Source organism: Undibacterium sp. Di26W, from assembly GCF_049340265.1.
GTDB lineage: Bacteria > Pseudomonadota > Gammaproteobacteria > Burkholderiales > Burkholderiaceae_D > Undibacterium.
Genome location: NZ_JBMPOR010000003.1, coordinates 249,583 through 266,831, shown reverse-complemented (window position 1 = coordinate 266,831; position 17,249 = coordinate 249,583). Strand labels below are relative to the sequence as shown.

12 protein-coding genes and 1 riboswitch are annotated in these 17,249 nt (G+C 55.1%); of the genes, 10 read left to right on the top strand and 2 right to left on the bottom strand.

Features of this window, described 5'->3' with window-relative positions; translation table 11 throughout:
• Positions 1–27: 27 nt before the first annotated feature.
• The 5 genes from metE (at position 28) to ACO0LM_RS05530 (ending at position 6,216) form a co-directional block, all read left to right on the top strand.
• Positions 28–2,328, top strand: coding sequence for a 5-methyltetrahydropteroyltriglutamate--homocysteine S-methyltransferase (gene metE / locus ACO0LM_RS05550; protein ID WP_423035049.1), 2,301 nt, complete (start codon positions 28–30; stop codon positions 2,326–2,328).
• 290 nt (positions 2,329–2,618) lie between these two features.
• Positions 2,619–3,212 (top strand): paraquat-inducible protein A, encoded by a 594-nt coding sequence (locus ACO0LM_RS05545; protein WP_423035048.1) that lies wholly within the window; start codon positions 2,619–2,621, stop codon positions 3,210–3,212.
• Complete coding sequence (locus ACO0LM_RS05540; RefSeq protein ID WP_422983125.1) at positions 3,205–3,861, top strand: paraquat-inducible protein A; 657 nt, start codon at positions 3,205–3,207, stop codon at positions 3,859–3,861. Before ACO0LM_RS05545 ends, ACO0LM_RS05540 begins: the two co-directional genes overlap by 8 nt.
• Entirely contained in the window at positions 3,854–5,572 is a 1,719-nt protein-coding gene (locus ACO0LM_RS05535; RefSeq protein WP_423035046.1) for an intermembrane transport protein PqiB, read from the top strand. Before ACO0LM_RS05540 ends, ACO0LM_RS05535 begins: the two co-directional genes overlap by 8 nt.
• Positions 5,569–6,216, top strand: coding sequence for a PqiC family protein (locus ACO0LM_RS05530; protein WP_423035044.1), 648 nt, complete (start codon positions 5,569–5,571; stop codon positions 6,214–6,216). Before ACO0LM_RS05535 ends, ACO0LM_RS05530 begins: the two co-directional genes overlap by 4 nt.
• A 19-nt stretch (positions 6,217–6,235) precedes the next feature.
• On the opposite strand, the gene fumC is transcribed toward ACO0LM_RS05530, so the two are convergent.
• The gene (gene fumC, locus ACO0LM_RS05525; protein WP_423035042.1) at positions 6,236–7,642 is read right to left on the bottom strand and encodes a class II fumarate hydratase; all 1,407 of its coding nucleotides are present in this window, start codon (positions 7,640–7,642) and stop codon (positions 6,236–6,238) included.
• Between the two features lie 251 nt (positions 7,643–7,893).
• Positions 7,894–8,114, top strand: a riboswitch (cobalamin riboswitch).
• Between the two features lie 285 nt (positions 8,115–8,399).
• Between fumC and ACO0LM_RS05520 the strand changes: the two genes are divergently transcribed.
• The 5 genes from ACO0LM_RS05520 to mmsB all read left to right on the top strand — a co-directional run bounded on the left by ACO0LM_RS05520 (position 8,400) and on the right by mmsB (position 14,171).
• Positions 8,400–9,911 carry a CoA-acylating methylmalonate-semialdehyde dehydrogenase gene (locus tag ACO0LM_RS05520; RefSeq protein ID WP_423035040.1) on the top strand — a complete coding sequence of 504 codons (1,512 nt, stop codon included), beginning with the start codon at positions 8,400–8,402 and terminating at the stop codon, positions 9,909–9,911.
• Positions 9,912–9,921: 10 nt separating this feature from the next.
• The gene (locus ACO0LM_RS05515) at positions 9,922–11,082 is read left to right on the top strand and encodes an acyl-CoA dehydrogenase family protein (RefSeq protein WP_423035038.1); all 1,161 of its coding nucleotides are present in this window, start codon (positions 9,922–9,924) and stop codon (positions 11,080–11,082) included.
• Positions 11,079–11,870: an enoyl-CoA hydratase gene (locus tag ACO0LM_RS05510; protein WP_423035036.1), complete on the top strand. Its 792-nt coding sequence runs from the start codon at positions 11,079–11,081 to the stop codon at positions 11,868–11,870. Before ACO0LM_RS05515 ends, ACO0LM_RS05510 begins: the two co-directional genes overlap by 4 nt.
• Entirely contained in the window at positions 11,867–13,051 is a 1,185-nt protein-coding gene (locus tag ACO0LM_RS05505) for an enoyl-CoA hydratase/isomerase family protein (protein ID WP_423035034.1), read from the top strand. Before ACO0LM_RS05510 ends, ACO0LM_RS05505 begins: the two co-directional genes overlap by 4 nt.
• 220 nt (positions 13,052–13,271) lie before the next feature.
• Positions 13,272–14,171 (top strand): 3-hydroxyisobutyrate dehydrogenase, encoded by a 900-nt coding sequence (gene mmsB / locus ACO0LM_RS05500; RefSeq protein ID WP_423035032.1) that lies wholly within the window; start codon positions 13,272–13,274, stop codon positions 14,169–14,171.
• 99 nt (positions 14,172–14,270) lie between these two features.
• On the opposite strand, the gene ACO0LM_RS05495 is transcribed toward mmsB, so the two are convergent.
• A complete protein-coding gene (locus ACO0LM_RS05495) occupies positions 14,271–17,003 on the bottom strand; it encodes a diguanylate cyclase domain-containing protein (protein WP_423035030.1) in 2,733 nt (910 codons plus the stop codon).
• Positions 17,004–17,249 lie beyond the last annotated feature (246 nt).

Below are 17,249 nucleotides of genomic sequence, written 5' to 3'. Positions count from 1 at the left end.
TAGATTGAACATGATAGGAGAATGAAAATGACTAAAGCACACGCCCTGGGCTTCCCCCGTATCGGCGCCCAAAGAGAATTGAAGTTCGCCCAGGAAGCCTTCTGGCGCGGCGATATTACCGAAGCCACCCTGCGTGAAACCGGCAGCGAATTGCGCGCGCGCCACTGGGCCTTGCAAAAACAGGCAGGCCTGGATTTTGTCAGCGTCGGTGACTTTGCCTGGTATGACCAGGTCTTGAATACACTGGCCTTGCTGGGTGCCCTGCCAGGCCGCTTTGGTTTCGATGCCAAAGCACTGTCCCTGGCCGACTACTATGTCGCCGCACGCGGTAATCCCCAGCATTTTGCGATGGAAATGACGAAGTGGTTTGACACCAATTACCATTATCTGGTGCCGGAATGGACCGCAGACACCAGCTTCAATGGTGGCGTGGACTGGCTGTTTGAAGAACTGGCAGAAGCACAGGCACAAGGCCATACCGGCAAAGTCACCCTGGTCGGACCCTTGACTTTGCTCTACCTTGGCAAGATCAAAAGCGGCCTGACGCACAAACTGGATCTGCTGCCAAAAATCATCCCGGCGTATCAACGCTTGCTGGCACGCTTGCAAGAACAGGGGCTGGACTGGGTACAAATTGACGAACCGATACTGACACTCGATCTGGATGCGGCATGGCTGGATGCTTTTGTCTTTGCTTACCATGCACTGGTCCAGCAATCTCCAAAAATCCTGTTGGCAAGCTATTTTGAAACAGTGCAGGACCGCGCTGCCTTGCTGCAATCGCTGCCGGTAGCTGGGGTCCATCTGGACCTGGTGCGCGCACCGCAACAGCTGGACAGCCTGCTGCAGAATTGGCCACAGGGTCGTGTCCTGTCGGCTGGCGTGATAGACGGGCGCAATATCTGGCGCGCAGATCTGTCTGCGCTGGCAGTGAGTTTACATGCGGCACAGGAAAAGCTGGGGGAACAGTTGTGGCTGGCCCCCAGTTGCTCCTTGCTGCATGTACCGGTCGACCTGGCAGCAGAGACAGCACTGGATGAAGAAACCCGCAGTTGGTTGGCTTTTGCCACCCAAAAACTGCATGAAGTAGCGGCGCTGAAACAAGCCCTGAATGGCCATGCGGCGGATGTTGCGCAAGAATTTTCGCTGGCAGACCAGGCTATAGCAAGCCGTCGCCAGTCGGTACGCATCCATAATCCCATTGTGCAAAAACGCCTGGCAGATGTCACCGCCCAGGATGCAGAACGTCACAGCCCGTTTGACGAACGCATACGCGCGCAGCAGCAACGCTTTGCCCTGCCACAGTTTCCGACGACCAGCATAGGGTCCTTCCCACAAACCAAAACCATACGTCAGGCACGTGCAGCCTACAAGCGTGGCGAGCTGACACATCTCGACTACCTGGAAGCCATGCGCGCAGAAATACGCCATGTCGTCGAGCAGCAAGAAAAGCTCGATATCGACGTACTGGTGCATGGCGAACCGGAACGCAATGACATGGTGGAATACTTTGGTGAACAATTGTGGGGCTATGGCTTTACTTTGAATGGCTGGGTACAAAGCTATGGTTCACGCTGCGTCAAGCCACCCTTCATCTACGGTGATGTGTACCGGCCCGAAGCCATGACCGTCACCTGGAGCGAATACGCCCAAAGCCTGACCAAAAAACCGATGAAGGGTATGCTGACCGGCCCCGTCACCATGCTGCAATGGTCTTTCGTACGTGATGACCAGCCACGGGAAACGACTGCACTGCAAATCGCCCTGGCCTTGCGTGATGAAGTCCGCGACCTGGAAAAAGCCGGCATAGGCATGATACAGATTGATGAACCTGCCTTCCGCGAAGGCCTGCCTTTGAAGCAGCAAGACTGGGCCGCCTATCTGGATTGGGCCGTGCGTGCCTTCAAGCTGAGCTCTGCGGGTGTAAATGACGACACGCAGATCCATACCCATATGTGTTATTCGGAATTCAATGACATCCTGCCGTGGATTGCCGCCATGGATGCCGACGTCATCACCATAGAAACCTCACGTTCAGACATGGAATTACTGGATGGTTTCGGTGAATTTGCTTACCCGAATGATATCGGCCCAGGTGTATATGACATCCATTCACCCCGTGTGCCCAAGGTCAGCGAAATGCAAAGGCTGTTGCAAAAAGCCCGTGGGGTGATCCCCGATGCCCGCCTGTGGGTCAATCCGGATTGCGGCCTGAAAACCCGCGACTGGCCAGAAACCATCGCCGCCCTGGAACACATGGTGCAGGCAGCCAAACTGCTGCGCGCCACGGTGGCAGCAGATGATGAAGAACATCAGGATTGCTGCTGATCGCTTTTTACAATTGATTTGAATTGAAACGCGGGCCCATCTTCATTTCACAGTGAAGATGGGCCTTCTGCCTTGTGCTCCAGAATAAGACTAAATGGTGTTTAGGATTTATAAGTCCGCAACAGAAAAAAACGCAAGCTATCAGGGTATGGCAGCATTTATCCAATTTTCTATGATTAATGGAAAAATTTGGATAAACTGGGTATTTCTGCGCCATTTTCCCCTGAAAGTGATTTCCCATTAGTGCTGCCAACAAATTTATTGTTTGCCATGAGTGCGACCTGATCTGCATGGATGCAGCGCTGGCAAGAGGTGAGGCAGCAAGCTGCCCGCGTTGCCGTGCTACGCTGTACAGAAATGGCAGCGCCAGCCTGGATATGGCGCTGGCGCTGGCCGTTACCTCGGTGATCTTGTTGCTGTTGCTTAACTGCTTTCCCCTGCTTGCCCTCAAGGTCCAGCAAGTAACGCGCGACACCACCTTGCTGCATGCTGCCCTGGCCATGTGGAATGACGGCATGCATCTGCTGTCCTTGCTGGTCATCATTACTACCGTGCTGGCACCGGCATTGCAGATATCGCTTGCCATCTACCTCTTGTGCATACTCAGGTTTGGTGACGCCAGCCAAGCGCTGGGTGCGCCCTTGCGTGCCCTGCAAAGCCTGCGGCCCTGGAGCATGGTCGAAATCTTCATGCTGGGCCTGCTGGTGTCCCTGGTCAAGTTGCAACACATGGCCGATATCGTCATCGGCCCTGCCCTGTGGTCTTGCGCCGGTCTGATTTTCATCACGGCGGCGCTGACATCGGTACTCACCCCGCGCAATCTGTGGCTCTGGGCGCGTGCGACCAGACGTTCAAGGGCAAACGCCAGGGTGAAGCATGTCTGAGCATGAATACCGCCACATCCCCGCTGCTGGCCTGGCGGGCCAGACAGGTGCAGCCACCGGGCTCATCAGTTGCGATATTTGCGAAACCCTGTGCTGCACCCATGATCAGGCAGCCACCCACTGTCCCAATTGTGGTGCATCTCTGCATTTGCGTCATAAAGACAGCCTGACCAAATCGCTGGCCTACCTGGTCGCCGCGATGATATTGTATATACCAGCCAATCTCTTGCCCGTCATGCATACCAACACCATCTTTGGTGCGCAGGATGACACCATCATGAGTGGCGTGCTGGTGTTATTGAACACAGGTTCGTGGCCCCTGGCGCTGCTGGTGTTCTTTGCCAGCATCGTCGTACCCTTGCTCAAGCTGTTTTCCATCAGCCTGCTGCTGTTCACCTGCTGGAAAAAATCCAGCTGGAACCCTTTGCAGCGTACTCAGTTGTTTCGCATGATAGAAGCCGTCGGTCGCTGGTCGATGCTGGATGTGTATGTGGTGACGGTACTGGTGGCGCTGGTGCAGTTTCAGTCGCTGGCGGCGATACACCCAGGCGGTGGTGTGCTGGCTTTTGGTGCTGTAGTGGTGTTGACGATGCTGTCGGCACAAAGCTTTGATTCACGTTTAATCTGGATAACAAAGACGCATGAGTGATCCGACTTCAGAAAATCCCGGCACGCCTGCTGTGGACAAAGCCAGGGAAACCGCCGGGACTGTTGAAACCCTTGATACGGTCGCTGCGGTCGACGCCGTAGTGCCGGTAGTCAAGGTTAAGCCACGGCGGCGCATGCCCTCCTTCGTCTGGGCCGTACCTGTCATTGCGGCCCTCATCGGTATCTGGCTGGTGGTGCAAAGCGTTACCAGCCAGGGGCCGGTCATCACCATCACCTTTAAATCGGCAGAAGGGATGGAAGCGGGCAAGACCAAGCTGCGCTACAAAGACGTCGATGTGGGCCATGTCAAGGCCATTGCCCTGTCGCCCGACCGCCAGCGGGTGCTGGTAACGGCCCAGTTGATCAAGAGTGCTTCCGATATCCTGGCCACCGACACCCGCTTTTTCATCGTCAAACCACGCATCTCTGGCGGCTCGGTCTCTGGCCTTTCCACACTCTTGTCCGGCAATTACATCAGTGTCGATGTCGGCACAGCCACCGAGACCACCAACGAATTTACCGGTCTGGAAGAACCACCCCTGGTCAACCGCGATACGCCTGGCCGCGAATTTGTCTTGCATGGTGCGCAGACCGGTTCGGTCAATTATGGCTCACCCATTTTCTTCCGCCATATCAATGCCGGCCATGTCACCAAGTTCCAGCTGGACCGCGATGGCAAGGGCGTCACCATCCGCGTCTTCATCGATGCACCGTATGACCAGTATGTGACAGCCGATACCCGCTTCTGGCATGCCAGCGGCATCGACATGCAGCTAGACGCCAACGGCCTGCGCGTCACCACAGAATCGCTGACCTCCCTGATCGACGGCGGCCTGGCCTTCCAGGAACATGACGACGCCCTGCCCGGCGGCAAATCCGCCTTTGAAGGCAGCGTCTTTTCCCTGTTTGAAGACCGCGAACATGCCATGCGTGCGCCAGATACCAAGGTACGCAACTTCCTCATGTATTTCCCTGAAAGCCTGCGCGGCCTGTCAAAAGGCGCACCCGTCGACTTGCGCGGCATCGTCATTGGCGAAGTCAAATCCCTGGGTGTGGAATTTGCCGAGAATGGCCGCCTGCCACGCTTCCCGGTTGAAGTCAGCCTCTACCCGGACCGCCTCAAATCCCGGGTCCGCTCAGGTGCCCGCCTGCCTGACGATGCGACCGAAGCCAAAGAGAGATCGCTGCTGGAACACCTGATCTCACGCGGCTTGCGCGGCCAGCTACGCAGTGGCAACCTGCTGACCGGGCAATTGTATATCGCCCTCGACTTCTTCCCCGATGCTCCCCAGGCAAAAATGGACTGGCGCACCGACTACCCGGTATTGCCCACCGTCGGCGGCGGCCTGGGCGAAATTCAGGACACCGTGGGCCGCATCGCCAGAAAGATAGACAAACTGCCTTTCGACAAAATATCTGCCGAACTGGTGCAAGCCTTAAGCAAGCTCAACACCACCCTTGCCAGCACAGAAAAACTGGTGCGCCGCCTTGATGTTGAAGTCACGCCTGAACTGACTTCTACCCTCAAGGAAGCGCGCGGCACGCTCAACAGTGCCAATACCCTGCTGGCTGAGGACGCGCCCCTGCAGCAAGACATGCGCGAATCATTGAAGCAAGTCGCCAAGTCCGCCCGCGCTGTCGCCAACCTGGCCGACATGCTGGAACGCCACCCCGACGCCCTGGTGTTTGGCAAACAAAAGGTAAAACCATGATGCGAACCATAAAATTTGTGCCGCTGGCCCCACTTACCTTGCTCAGCCTTTTACTTGCAGCCTGTGCCACCCCACCCGTCGAGCATCTCTATCACCTCGACTACCCACAAACAGCCAGCAGCCAGACCGAGCCGCAGTATGAAGTTCTCATCGCCACCGTCAAATTGCCAGAAGCCGTCCATCGCCCGCAACTGGTCATCCAAAAGTCGGCCACAGAATCCCTCATCTCTGACGAACAACGGTGGATAGCCCCGCTCGACGAACAACTCACCGTGTCCCTCATCGCTCATCTGCGCACCCGCCTGCCAGACGCCTGGCTGTCGTCCGACACCGGCATCAGCGCTGGCATAAATACAGGCATATCGGCAAACCCATCCAGCACCCTGCCCCGTTATCTTGTCAAGGTTCAAATCGACCAGCTACTCATCTACAGCGGCAACCAGCTCACCCTCGAAGCAAGCTGGGTCGTGCTGGACAACAGCCGCAAACTGCTCAAGCGTGAACACAAGGTCTTCACTGTTCGTTTGAATAGTCCGGCGTATGAAGCCGTAGCACCGGCAATGTCCGAGGCGGCACAGCAACTGGCGGAGCAAGTGGGAGCGAGTGTGCAAGGTGTACGCAAGCCCCTGACTGGCGCTTATTAATACCAAGCTGTGTCGCTCGTCACACCATGTCTTGCGGCCTGACCCAGGCATCAAACTCTTCCGCCGTGACGTGACCCAGCGTCAATGCCGCTTCACGCAAGGTGGTCTGGTGATGATGCGCGTATTTGGCGATTGCCGCCGATTTGTCATAGCCTATATGTGGGTTGAGCGCCGTCACCAGCATCAGTGAATTATTCAATAGCTCAGTGATGCGCTGGCGATTCGCTTGCATGCCCTGCACGCAATGCTGATCCAGGCTGGACATGGCATCCGTCAGCAGACGGGTACTCTGCAAGAAATTGTGCACGATAAGCGGCTTGAATACATTCAATTCAAAATTACCTGCAGCACCACCTATGCTAAGGGCCACATCATTGCCCATGACCTGGCAACACACCATGGTCACCGCTTCGCACTGGGTAGGATTGACCTTGCCCGGCATGATGGAACTGCCGGGTTCGTTTTCCGGTATCTGCAATTCACCCAGGCCAGAACGGGGGCCAGAAGCCAGCCAGCGTATGTCATTGGCGATTTTCATCAAGGCCACCGCCAGCGTCTTCAATGCACCGTGCGAACTGACCATGGCATCGTGGGCAGCCAGTGCGGCAAAACGATTGGGGGCGGCGACAAAGCTTATGCCTGTGTCTTGCGCCAGGCTGGCGGCAACGCGCTGACCAAATTCTGCATGGGTATTCAGGCCGGTACCAACGGCCGTGCCGCCGATGGCCAGTTCCTGCAAAGCCGGCAAAGTAAGGCTGATGGCCTGTTCTGCATGGGCCAGTTGTGCCACCCAGCCAGAGACTTCCTGCCCCAGTGTCAACGGTGTCGCATCCTGTAAATGGGTGCGGCCAATTTTAACGATGTCGGCAAATTCTGCCACCTTGGCGGTCAGCGAAGTGCGCAGTTGCTGCAGCGCTGGCAACAGTGACTGCGTTACCGTCAGGCAGGCTGCCACATACATGGCGGTGGGAAAGACGTCATTCGATGATTGCCCCATATTCACCTGATCATTCGGATGCACCAGGCGACTCATGCCACGGCTACCACCCAATAATTCAGAAGCGCGATTGGCCAGCACTTCATTCATGTTCATATTGCTTTGTGTGCCGGAACCGGTCTGCCACACCGACAGCGGGAAGGCATGCGGATGCGCGCCAGCCAGCACCTCGTCAGCAGCGCTGACGATGGCATCGGCGAATCTGGCATCCAGCAAACCAAGGTCACGGTTCACGATGGCACAACTGCGCTTCACACGTGCCAGTGCCAGCACCAGCGCATCCGGCATCTTTTCTGTAGAGATGGCAAAGTGATGCAGTGAACGCTGGGTTTGTGCACCCCATAATGCTTTTGCAGGTACGGCGATTTCACCAAAGGTATCGCGTTCCATCCTGTTGTCGGTATTGTCTTGGCTAGGTTTGCTGGTCATTGCTGTTTTCCTGGTTGATGGCACGCCATGTCATACCTCGCATCTTTCACTGATCAGATATCGGTATAGTGCGCTGGACAGACTGTGCTTACCAGATGTTGGCAAGCACCAATGGCTATCATGATACGCAATCTGGACCAAGTTTGCTTTTTACTCATTGGCAACTTTATACAAATTGCCCAAATCCAAGTGTGCTGAATTTTTTTCATCCATTCATATCGATTAACGTTTACGTAAACGTCAAGTCTTATGCTATTCTAAAAATAACAGGTGCACAGCCCAAGCTCTTGGGCCGTGTTAAACGGGAAAGTGGTCGTCGCTGGTCTATTCGAAGCCAGTGCCAAAGCCCCTGCTGCCTCCGCAACGGTAAGCGAGTGCGGTTACATCAACCACGCCACTGGTCATGCATGACTGGGAAGGCGATGTAACAAGACTTGCAAGCCCGGATACCGGCCTGTTGATCGCTGAGAAAAACACTGCGGAAGGCTGTGTTTGAAACGCTGCATGGGCCCGTCATCATGGCGGGCAGGTGCGTGTATTCAACATTGCTCTTTACTGTTTTTTCCCAAGGTCTGGTCACGTACGGAAGGTGCGTGGCGGGTGTGCGTTTTCACTACGTGCGCCCATGGCCAGGACAGTTGCTGCGGCAGGTTTCTGCACACAGTGGCTACCCTGTTTTCAGGCATCAGTGCGGCTGTTGTTGCGGGCAAAGCCCGCCGTCTGTCCGTGCATAATCAGGAAGGTTCAGGAAAGCATCATGACTACTCTTACCCAGGTTCCCAAGGTCAAACTGCTGATCAATGGCGAACTGCTTGAATCCAAAACCACGCAGTGGCGCAATGTGATCAACCCGGCCACGCAACAGGTGCTGGCCCATGTTCCCTTCACCACGCCGGATGAAATGCAGGCCGCAGTCGATGCTGCCAAGGCTGCTTTCAAGACCTGGCGCAAGACCGCAATAGGCACCCGCGCCCGCATCTTCCTGAAATACCAGCAACTGATACGCGAAAACATGGCCGAACTGGCTGCACTGCTGACGGCCGAACAGGGCAAGACCCTGGCCGATGCCGAAGGTGACATCTTCCGTGGTTTGGAAGTGGTCGAGCATGCCGCCAATATCGGCAACCTGCAAATGGGCGAAATCGCCAACAACGTCGCCAGCGGCGTCGATACCTATACCCTGAACCAGCCGCTAGGCGTTTGCGCTGGCATCACCCCATTCAACTTCCCAGCCATGATACCGCTGTGGATGTTCCCGATGGCGATTGCCTGTGGCAATACCTTCATCCTGAAACCATCCGAGCAAGACCCCATGGTCACCATGCGCCTGGCTGAGCTGGCCATGCAGGCAGGTATGCCACCTGGCGTATTAAATGTCGTGCACGGTGGCGAAGATATCGTCAATGCGATTTGCGATCATCCGGATATCAAGGCGGTGTCCTTTGTCGGCTCTACCCGCGTAGGCACGCATGTGTATCAGCGCGCCACCCTGGCGGGCAAGCGTGCGCAATGCATGATGGGTGCCAAGAACCACGCCATCGTCTTGCCGGATGCAAATAAAGAACAAACCCTGAACAACCTCGCCGGTGCGGCCTTTGGTGCGGCTGGCCAGCGGTGCATGGCGCTGTCCGTGGTCATCCTGGTGGGTGAAGCAAACCAGTGGGTGCCAGACTTGCTGGATCGTGCACGCAGCCTCAAAATAAATGCCGGTGCAGAAGCCAATACCGACATCGGTCCAGTCATTTCCTGCACCGCCAAAGAAAGGGTAGAAAACCTGATCGCACAAGGTATTGCCGAAGGTGCCAATCTGGTGCTGGATGGCCGTGCACCGCAAGTGCCAGGCTATGAACATGGCAACTTCGTTGGCCCTACCGTCTTCACCGGCGTCAAGCCCGGCATGCGTGTGTATGAAGAAGAAATCTTTGGCCCTGTGCTATGCATCATGCAGGCAGATACGCTGGCTGATGCCATCGCCATCATCAATGCCAACCCTAACGGCAATGGCACGGCACTGTTCACCCAGTCTGGTGCAGCGGCACGCACTTTTGAAGAAGATATTGATGTCGGCCAGATCGGTATCAATGTGCCTATTCCTGTGCCAGTGCCACTGTTTTCTTTCACCGGTTCGCGTGCATCCAAGCTCGGTGACCTGGGGCCATATGGCAAGCAAGTCATACAGTTTTATACCCAGACCAAAACCATCACGGCACGCTGGTTTGATGACAGCGTCAGTGCGGGCAAGGTGAATACCACCATCTCTTTAAAATAAGGAGATGGCCATGGACTTCGAATTGAATGAAGACCAGCGCGCCTACCAGCAATCTGCCCGCAACTTCGCCGCCCATGAAATGACGGCGCAAGCCGCGCATTGGGATGCCACGTCCCACTTCCCGCTGGACGTCATCGCCCATGCCGGGGAACTGGGATTTTGCGGACTGTATGTGCCGGAAGAGTTAGGTGGGCTGAGCCTGACGCGGCTGGATGCCGCCATCGTGTTTGAAGAGCTGGCGCGCGCCTGCCCTTCCACCACGGCGTATATCACCATCCACAATATGGCGAGCTGGATGATTGCGCATTGGGGCGGGCCAGAAGTGCAGCAAGAATGGGTGCCCAAACTGGCCGCAGGCAAGAAACTGGCGTCGTATTGCCTGACTGAGGCCGGCGCTGGCTCGGACGCGGCATCACTGCGCACCAGCGCCCGCCTGGATGACGACAGCTATATCCTGAGTGGCAGCAAGGCCTTTATCTCGGGCGCGGGTGCGACCAATATGCTGGTGGTCATGGCACGCACCGGTGGCGAAGGTGCGGGCGGTATTTCTGCCTTTGCCGTACCGGCAGATTTGCCCGGCATCAGTTATGGCAAGAAAGAGGACAAGATGGGCTGGAACAGCCAGCCCACCCGCACCGTGAATTTTGACCAGGTACGCATACCGCGCAGCCACTTGCTGGGTGAAGAAGGCGAGGGCTTTCGGATTGCCATGCGTGGCCTTGATGGTGGCCGCATCAACATCGCCACCTGTTCTATCGGCGCTGCGCAATCAGCACTCAATAGTGCACAAGCCTATATGAACGAGCGCATGCAGTTCCAGAAAAAACTGTCTGACTTCCAGGTACTGCAATTCAAACTGGCCGACATGCAAACCGAACTTGTCGCCGCCCGCCAGATGGTCAGGCTGGCTGCCAGCAAACTCGACAGCAAGGCCGACAATGCCTCAGTGTATTGTGCCATGGCCAAGCGCCTGGCGACCGATACCGGCTTTGCCGTCTGCAATGAAGCCCTGCAAATCCACGGCGGCTACGGCTATATACGCGAATACCCACTGGAGCGTTTCCTGCGCGATGTCAGAGTGCACCAGATACTTGAAGGTACGAATGAAATCATGCGTGTCATCGTCGCCCGCCACATGTTAAACCAAGCCGCAAGCGAGGAATTTTTATGAGCAAGTACAGCAACTACACCAATCTGCAATGCGAAATCATCGGTCACACTGCCCTGATAACCCTGGCCAACCCACCCGCCAATACCTGGACGGCGGCGGGTTTGCAGGCTTTGACGCAACTGGTCAACGACCTCAATGCTGACGCAACTATCTATAGCCTCGTCATCACCGGTTCTGGGCAAAAATTCTTTTCTGCCGGGGCAGACCTGAAATTGTTTGCCGATGGTGATAAGACCGTGGCGCTGGACATGGCACGCCGCTTTGGTGAAGCATTTGAAACCCTGAGCCGCTTCCGTGGTGTTTCCATCGCGGCCATCAATGGCTATGCCATGGGTGGCGGACTGGAATGCGCGCTGGCTTGCGATTTGCGCATCGCCGAAACCCAGGCACAAATGGCCTTGCCAGAAGCTGGCGTCGGCTTGCTGCCCTGCGCTGGCGGCACACAACATCTTGCCTGGCTGGTCGGTGAAGGCTGGGCAAAGCGCCTGATCTTGTGCGGTGAACGTGTCGACGCCGCCACCGCCCTGCGCATAGGCCTGGTGGAAGAAGTGGTCGCTACCGGCGCTGCACTCGAACATGCACTGGCGCTGGCCAAGCAAGTGGGCAAGCAAAGCCCCAGCAGCGTCAAGGCCTGCAAGCAACTAATACAGGGCGCACGCCAGCAACCCATGAACACCGTGCTGCCACAAGAACGCGAAGCCTTCCTGGCCCTGTTTGATACCGCTGATCAAAAAGAAGGTGTCACTGCCTTCCTGGAAAAACGCCCCCCAGTGTGGAGGAATGCATGAACGATACCGCCCCTGTCCTGTTCCACACCCTACCTGCAACCAACGGCATGCAGATAGGCATCGCCACCCTGAATGCGGAAAAAACCCTGAACGCCCTGTCCAAGAAAATGGTGCAAATGCTGGGCACGCAATTGCATGCCTGGGATGAAGACAGCAGCATCGCCATGGTGGTGTTGCAAGCCGCCGGTGACAAAGCATTTTGCGCAGGCGGCGACTTGCAAAACCTGTATGCCAGCATGCGCGAACATCATGCATCCAGCAATAAAGACAATCTTCTTGGTAATGTCTATGCCCTGGATTTTTTTGAGCAGGAATACCGTCTCGACTACCAGATCCACACTTACCGCAAACCCATCTTGTGCTGGGGCCATGGCATCGTCATGGGTGGCGGCATAGGTTTGATGGCCGGTGCCAGCCACCGCGTCGTCACCGAAAAGTCCCGTCTTGCGATGCCGGAGATTGCCATCGGCCTGTTCCCCGATGTCGGCGGCACCTGGTTCCTGAACCGCATGCCAGGCAAGCTAGGGCTGTTTTTGGCATTGACGGGTGCCAGTATCAATGCCAGCGATGCACTGTTTGTGAAACTGGCAGACGTAGCCTTGCCGCATGCCAGCAAGGCAGATGTACTGGCAGCATTACAGGCTGCTGCGTGGAGCAGTCAAGCCCGCCAGAATCATCAGCGCGTCAATCTAGTCTTGCAGCAATTCTCAGCGCTATCCAGCGACACCGCAGGCCCATTGCGTGCCAACTTCGATCTCATCAATCGCCTGTGCAGTGCTGCTGATCTGCCTGCCATCGTCGCACAAATACTTGCAGTCGATGCGGTACAACAGGAAGAACTTCCATGGTTGCAAAAAGCCGTCAGCAACCTACAAAAAGGCAGCCCGACTTCTGTCTGGCTGGCACATGCCTTGCAAGAACGTGGCAAACATTTGTCGCTGGCAGAAATCTTCCGCATGGAGTTAGTCGCCGCACTCGCCTGCGCGCAAGGCCATGATTTTGCGGAAGGAATACGGGCCTTGATTGTGGACAAGGATCAAAAGCCGCAATGGTTGCCAGGTAGTTTGCATGAGATGCAGCCGCAGGATGGCGAGCAATATTTCACACATCTTTGGACGGCAGAGCAGCATCCATTGCGGGATTTGGGTTTGCATGAGGATGTGCGGAAGCGGGCGGCTTGAAAGCAATCCGTATCTCGTAACCGGAGAGCTGATTGCAACTCCTTCCCCTTCAAGGGGAAGGTCGGGATGGGGATGGGGTTCGGTTGATGAAAAAATATATTCAATTTGCGGAAGAAACCCATCCCCACCCTGGCCCTCCCCTTGAAGGGGAGGGAAGATTGACCCCAATATGTAAGCCTTCCTGTTGAAAGGGAAGGAAAAACCACGGAGATAAACCCCCATGTCAAACAATCCAAAAATCGCCTTCATCGGCCTCGGCAACATGGGCGCGCCCATGGCCCTTAACCTGCTCAAGGCAGGCTACCCACTGACCGTCTTCGATCTGTCCCCTGATGCCCTGAAAACACTGGTAGATGCCGGTGCGCTGGCTGCCAGCAATGCCAGGCAGACTATTGAAGGCGCGGACATCGTCATCAGCATGCTACCCGCCAGCCGCCATGTTGAAAGCCTGTACCTGGGCGATGCAGGCATACTCGCCCACATCGCCAATGGCGCACTGATCATAGACTGCAGCACGATTGCCCCGCAATCCGCCAGGAAAGTCGCACAAGCTGCAGTTGCACGCGGGTTGGCGATGATCGATGCCCCGGTCTCTGGCGGCACAGCCGGTGCAGCCGCAGGCACGCTGACCTTCATCGTCGGTGGCAGCACAAGCGATCTGGAACGCGCACGCCCTCTCCTGAATGTCATGGGCAAGAATATTTTCCACGCCGGTGAACACGGTGCCGGGCAAACCGCAAAAATCTGCAACAACATGCTGCTGGGCATACTGATGGCAGGCACGGCAGAAGCACTGACACTGGGTGTGGCAAATGGCTTAGATCCCAAAGTCCTGTCCGACATCATGAGCAAAAGCTCAGGCAGCAACTGGGCACTGGAACTGTACAACCCTTATCCCGGCGTGATGGAAAATGCACCCGCTTCACGCGGCTACACAGGTGGCTTTGGGGTTGACCTGATGCTCAAAGACCTGGGGCTGGCCACGGAAGCCGCATTGGGCACGAATGCCAGCATCCCGCTGGGTGAAGCTGTACGCAACCTGTATGGCATCCATAGCAAAGCAGGTGCCGGTGGCAAGGATTTTTCCAGCATACTTGAGTTATTGAGGAACAGGGATTAAGCAGGCCGAAGATGTTGAAAATATACCGAATGCGTATTCGGCATTTCCCTTCAAGGGATGTTCCCGGGGTTTCGCAAAGCATGCTTTGAGAATATCCCCTCACCCCAACTGCAAAACTTTAAAATTATTCCGCCCTGCCTTTTTTGCCAGATATAAAGCTTCATCCGCTTTCTTCAGCAACTCAGCAGCACCAAAGTTCTGCGCTGAAGATATCGCCACGCCAATGCTGGTCGTCACCATCAAGGATTTTCCTTCGATATCAAAAGGCGTAGTCATGGCTTGCACAATTTTACTGGCCACCATATCAGCTTCACTATGCATGTTCAAGCCTTCCAGCACGATGACAAATTCATCGCCGGCAAGGCGGCCCGCCAGGTCGGTCTGGCGTATGCAATACTTAAGGCGGTTGGCAAATTCCTGCAAAACTGCATCACCCGCATGATGACCCAGGCTATCGTTGATGCTCTTGAACTTGTCAACATCGAGAAACATCACTGCCATCAAACGACCGCTGCGCTGTGAACGGGCACTGGCCTGTTCCATTCTTTCATTGATCTGATTGCGGTTGGGCAAACCAGTCAGGGTGTCAAATCTGGCCAGTGCCAGCAATTGCCTTTCCACTGCCTTGGCGTCGCTGACATCGTTGATCAGGATATTCACACCGACAACCTGGCCGCTATCATCATACTGGGGCACATAGGTGGCATGATAATGTCCAGCCTTGCCACCTATGCTGATCTCGGTTTCAAATTCTGTTTTTTCGCCAGCCATGGCCCGCTGGTAATGAGTCAGATGTTGTTGCAGCATGGTGCCGCTCAGCAGCGATGGCACAGGCTGGCAGCGTATCGCCGTCAACGGCAGATTGAACCAGGCTTCATAAGGCCGGTTCACGAACTGATAGCGGTTTTCTGCATCGACGAGGCTGACAAAGGCGGGAATATTGTCAGCGATGGTGCGCAACAAGCCTTCACTGGCGGCCAGTTTCAATTCCGCCTGCTTGCGCGCCGTCACATCAATGACCAGGGAATAATAGCCTGTAGTCACGCCATCAGCATTGATGTCTGGCACATACTCGTATTGCAAATACCTTTTGATATCGTGCTCGTAGGCATAGCGTTCGAAAGACACTTTTTCACCATGCAATGCCTGCTGTATTTTTTCCTTGCGCTCCAGATAGGATTGTTCGCCAAACACTTCAAGGATGGACTTGCCCAGGATATTTCCGGGTTCCAGTCCGGGAATCTGGCTGTAATTGCGGTTACAGAATTGATAGCGTTCATTCGCATCAATATAGGCAATCATGGCGGGTACATTGTCGGTAATGGTACGCACCCTCTGCTCACTGCGTATCAAATCATCTTGTACCCGCTTGAATTCGGTGATGTCTTCTACCAGAACAAAAAAACCTTCGACCTGGCCTGACTTGCTGAAATCCGGTGCATAAGTGACCCTGTCCCATTCCCAGTGACCGTAGCGCTGTATACGACGCTCATAACGTGTCCATTCGCCATTGAGCACCCGGACCACATGAGGCTTGACTATCTTGTCATAGACATCAGGAGTAGCCACTTCGCGCATGGTTTTTCCGATGACAACGGCCGGCTCCATACGCGATAGATGCGCAATGCGCTTATTGGCGAAAGTATACTTTTCATGACGGTCGATATAACCAATAAAGGCCGACATATTGTCTGCAATCAGGCGCAACTTGTTTTCACTGGCGCTCAGGGCGGCTTCGGCGGCACGACGGTTCAACATGGCATCGTCAAATGCCTTGGCCAGATCCCCGATCTCATCTTTCGGATACACTTTTGGTGTCAGTGTATCTATCCAGTCTGGCGCAGCATGATTAACTTTCTGGCGTAAATGCTGCAAGGGTTTGAGTTGCCAGTACATGAACCACCAGCCCAGCAGCAGCAACATGACGAGCAAGGCGGTACCGGCCAGTATGATGTCCTTCCGCACTTCGGTAATGACGATGAAAGCTTCACTGGTTGGATAGACAGAGGTGATGATCCAGTCTACCGACTTCAGGCGCCGGTAAGACAAAATTGCCTCATCATTTTTATGCTCATGTGAAATCAGACTGCCTTCCAGCACTGAAAATGCAGTCTCCGGCAATTGATGGGTATCGGGCCGCTCGCGGCTGCTGGCAAGCACGCGGCTACTGTCGGGATGGGCAACAAATACACCTTGCCGTGTCGTGATATAAAAATAGCCGTTGCCACCTATCTTGGTGGTTGCCAGATCCGCCAGAAAGCTTTCCTGTGCCAGCTCGATAATACCCGCCAACACATAGCGCATAGTGCCTTTGCCATCAAATACCGGAACGCACATCACCACCAGAGGACGACTGGTGGCGCTACCTTTCTGGGGCAGAGAAACCAGCAGTTTCTTTTGCCTGATCACTTCCTGGAAATAATCCCGGCCAGACAAGTTGAGCTTACCGCGCTCTTCAGCGCCATGCAGAAGTGCCAGAAACTCGCCTTGCAAATTGAGTACGGCAAGATTATCAAACAGGCTACCCAGACTTTTCTGGTGTAGCAGCAAGTCTTGCAGTTTTCCCTGATCTTCATCATCCGTGCCAAGATCCGTGGCCAACAGGATCAGCGCATTTTTCCTGAGTTCCACCTTCTGGTCTATTTCATTAGCCATGGCAGCAATCAGGCCGGTCTGGCGCGCTATGATGAGTTTTTCCAGTGTTCGTTCGGAAACCGAGGTGGCCAGCCACGAGAGCAAGACCAGGGAAAGCACAAAAAACAGGGCCGCCGCCACCGTCAGGCGGGTTTTCAAACTGATGTCGCGGAAACGAATGTACCGGTTAGACGACATATCATTCTGAAATGAGGATTGGTCTGAATGCCAATATTAGCATCCGTCATATTAATGACAATCAAAATTTCAATTTAAGCTGGCCGCCCCCTTTACGGCGTGGTAAATCCATCCTCATTGCTTTGTATTTGGTGCTTTTAACACAATCTGCCTTCCTCAGAACCTGGTTACGATCTGTAGCGAGCGAGTGTGCGTGCCTCAGCGGGGTCAGGGCAACATTCAGGACAAAAAGCGCAGCGCAAAAAA

Bases quoted from the DNA above. Each gene is read 5' to 3' on its own strand.
- metE (WP_423035049.1), top strand. From the start codon at position 28: ATGACTAAAGCACACGCCCTGGGCTTCCCCCGTATCGGCGCCCAAAGA.
- ACO0LM_RS05505 (WP_423035034.1), top strand. From the start codon at position 11,867: ATGAACGATACCGCCCCTGTCCTGTTCCACACCCTACCTGCAACCAAC.
- ACO0LM_RS05510 (WP_423035036.1), top strand. From the start codon at position 11,079: ATGAGCAAGTACAGCAACTACACCAATCTGCAATGCGAAATCATCGGT.
- ACO0LM_RS05515 (WP_423035038.1), top strand. From the start codon at position 9,922: ATGGACTTCGAATTGAATGAAGACCAGCGCGCCTACCAGCAATCTGCC.
- ACO0LM_RS05540 (WP_422983125.1), top strand. From the start codon at position 3,205: ATGTCTGAGCATGAATACCGCCACATCCCCGCTGCTGGCCTGGCGGGC.
- ACO0LM_RS05495 (WP_423035030.1), bottom strand. From the start codon at position 17,003: ATGTCGTCTAACCGGTACATTCGTTTCCGCGACATCAGTTTGAAAACC.
- ACO0LM_RS05520 (WP_423035040.1), top strand. From the start codon at position 8,400: ATGACTACTCTTACCCAGGTTCCCAAGGTCAAACTGCTGATCAATGGC.
- ACO0LM_RS05545 (WP_423035048.1), top strand. From the start codon at position 2,619: ATGGATGCAGCGCTGGCAAGAGGTGAGGCAGCAAGCTGCCCGCGTTGC.
- fumC (WP_423035042.1), bottom strand. From the start codon at position 7,642: ATGACCAGCAAACCTAGCCAAGACAATACCGACAACAGGATGGAACGC.
- ACO0LM_RS05530 (WP_423035044.1), top strand. From the start codon at position 5,569: ATGATGCGAACCATAAAATTTGTGCCGCTGGCCCCACTTACCTTGCTC.
- ACO0LM_RS05535 (WP_423035046.1), top strand. From the start codon at position 3,854: ATGAGTGATCCGACTTCAGAAAATCCCGGCACGCCTGCTGTGGACAAA.
- mmsB (WP_423035032.1), top strand. From the start codon at position 13,272: ATGTCAAACAATCCAAAAATCGCCTTCATCGGCCTCGGCAACATGGGC.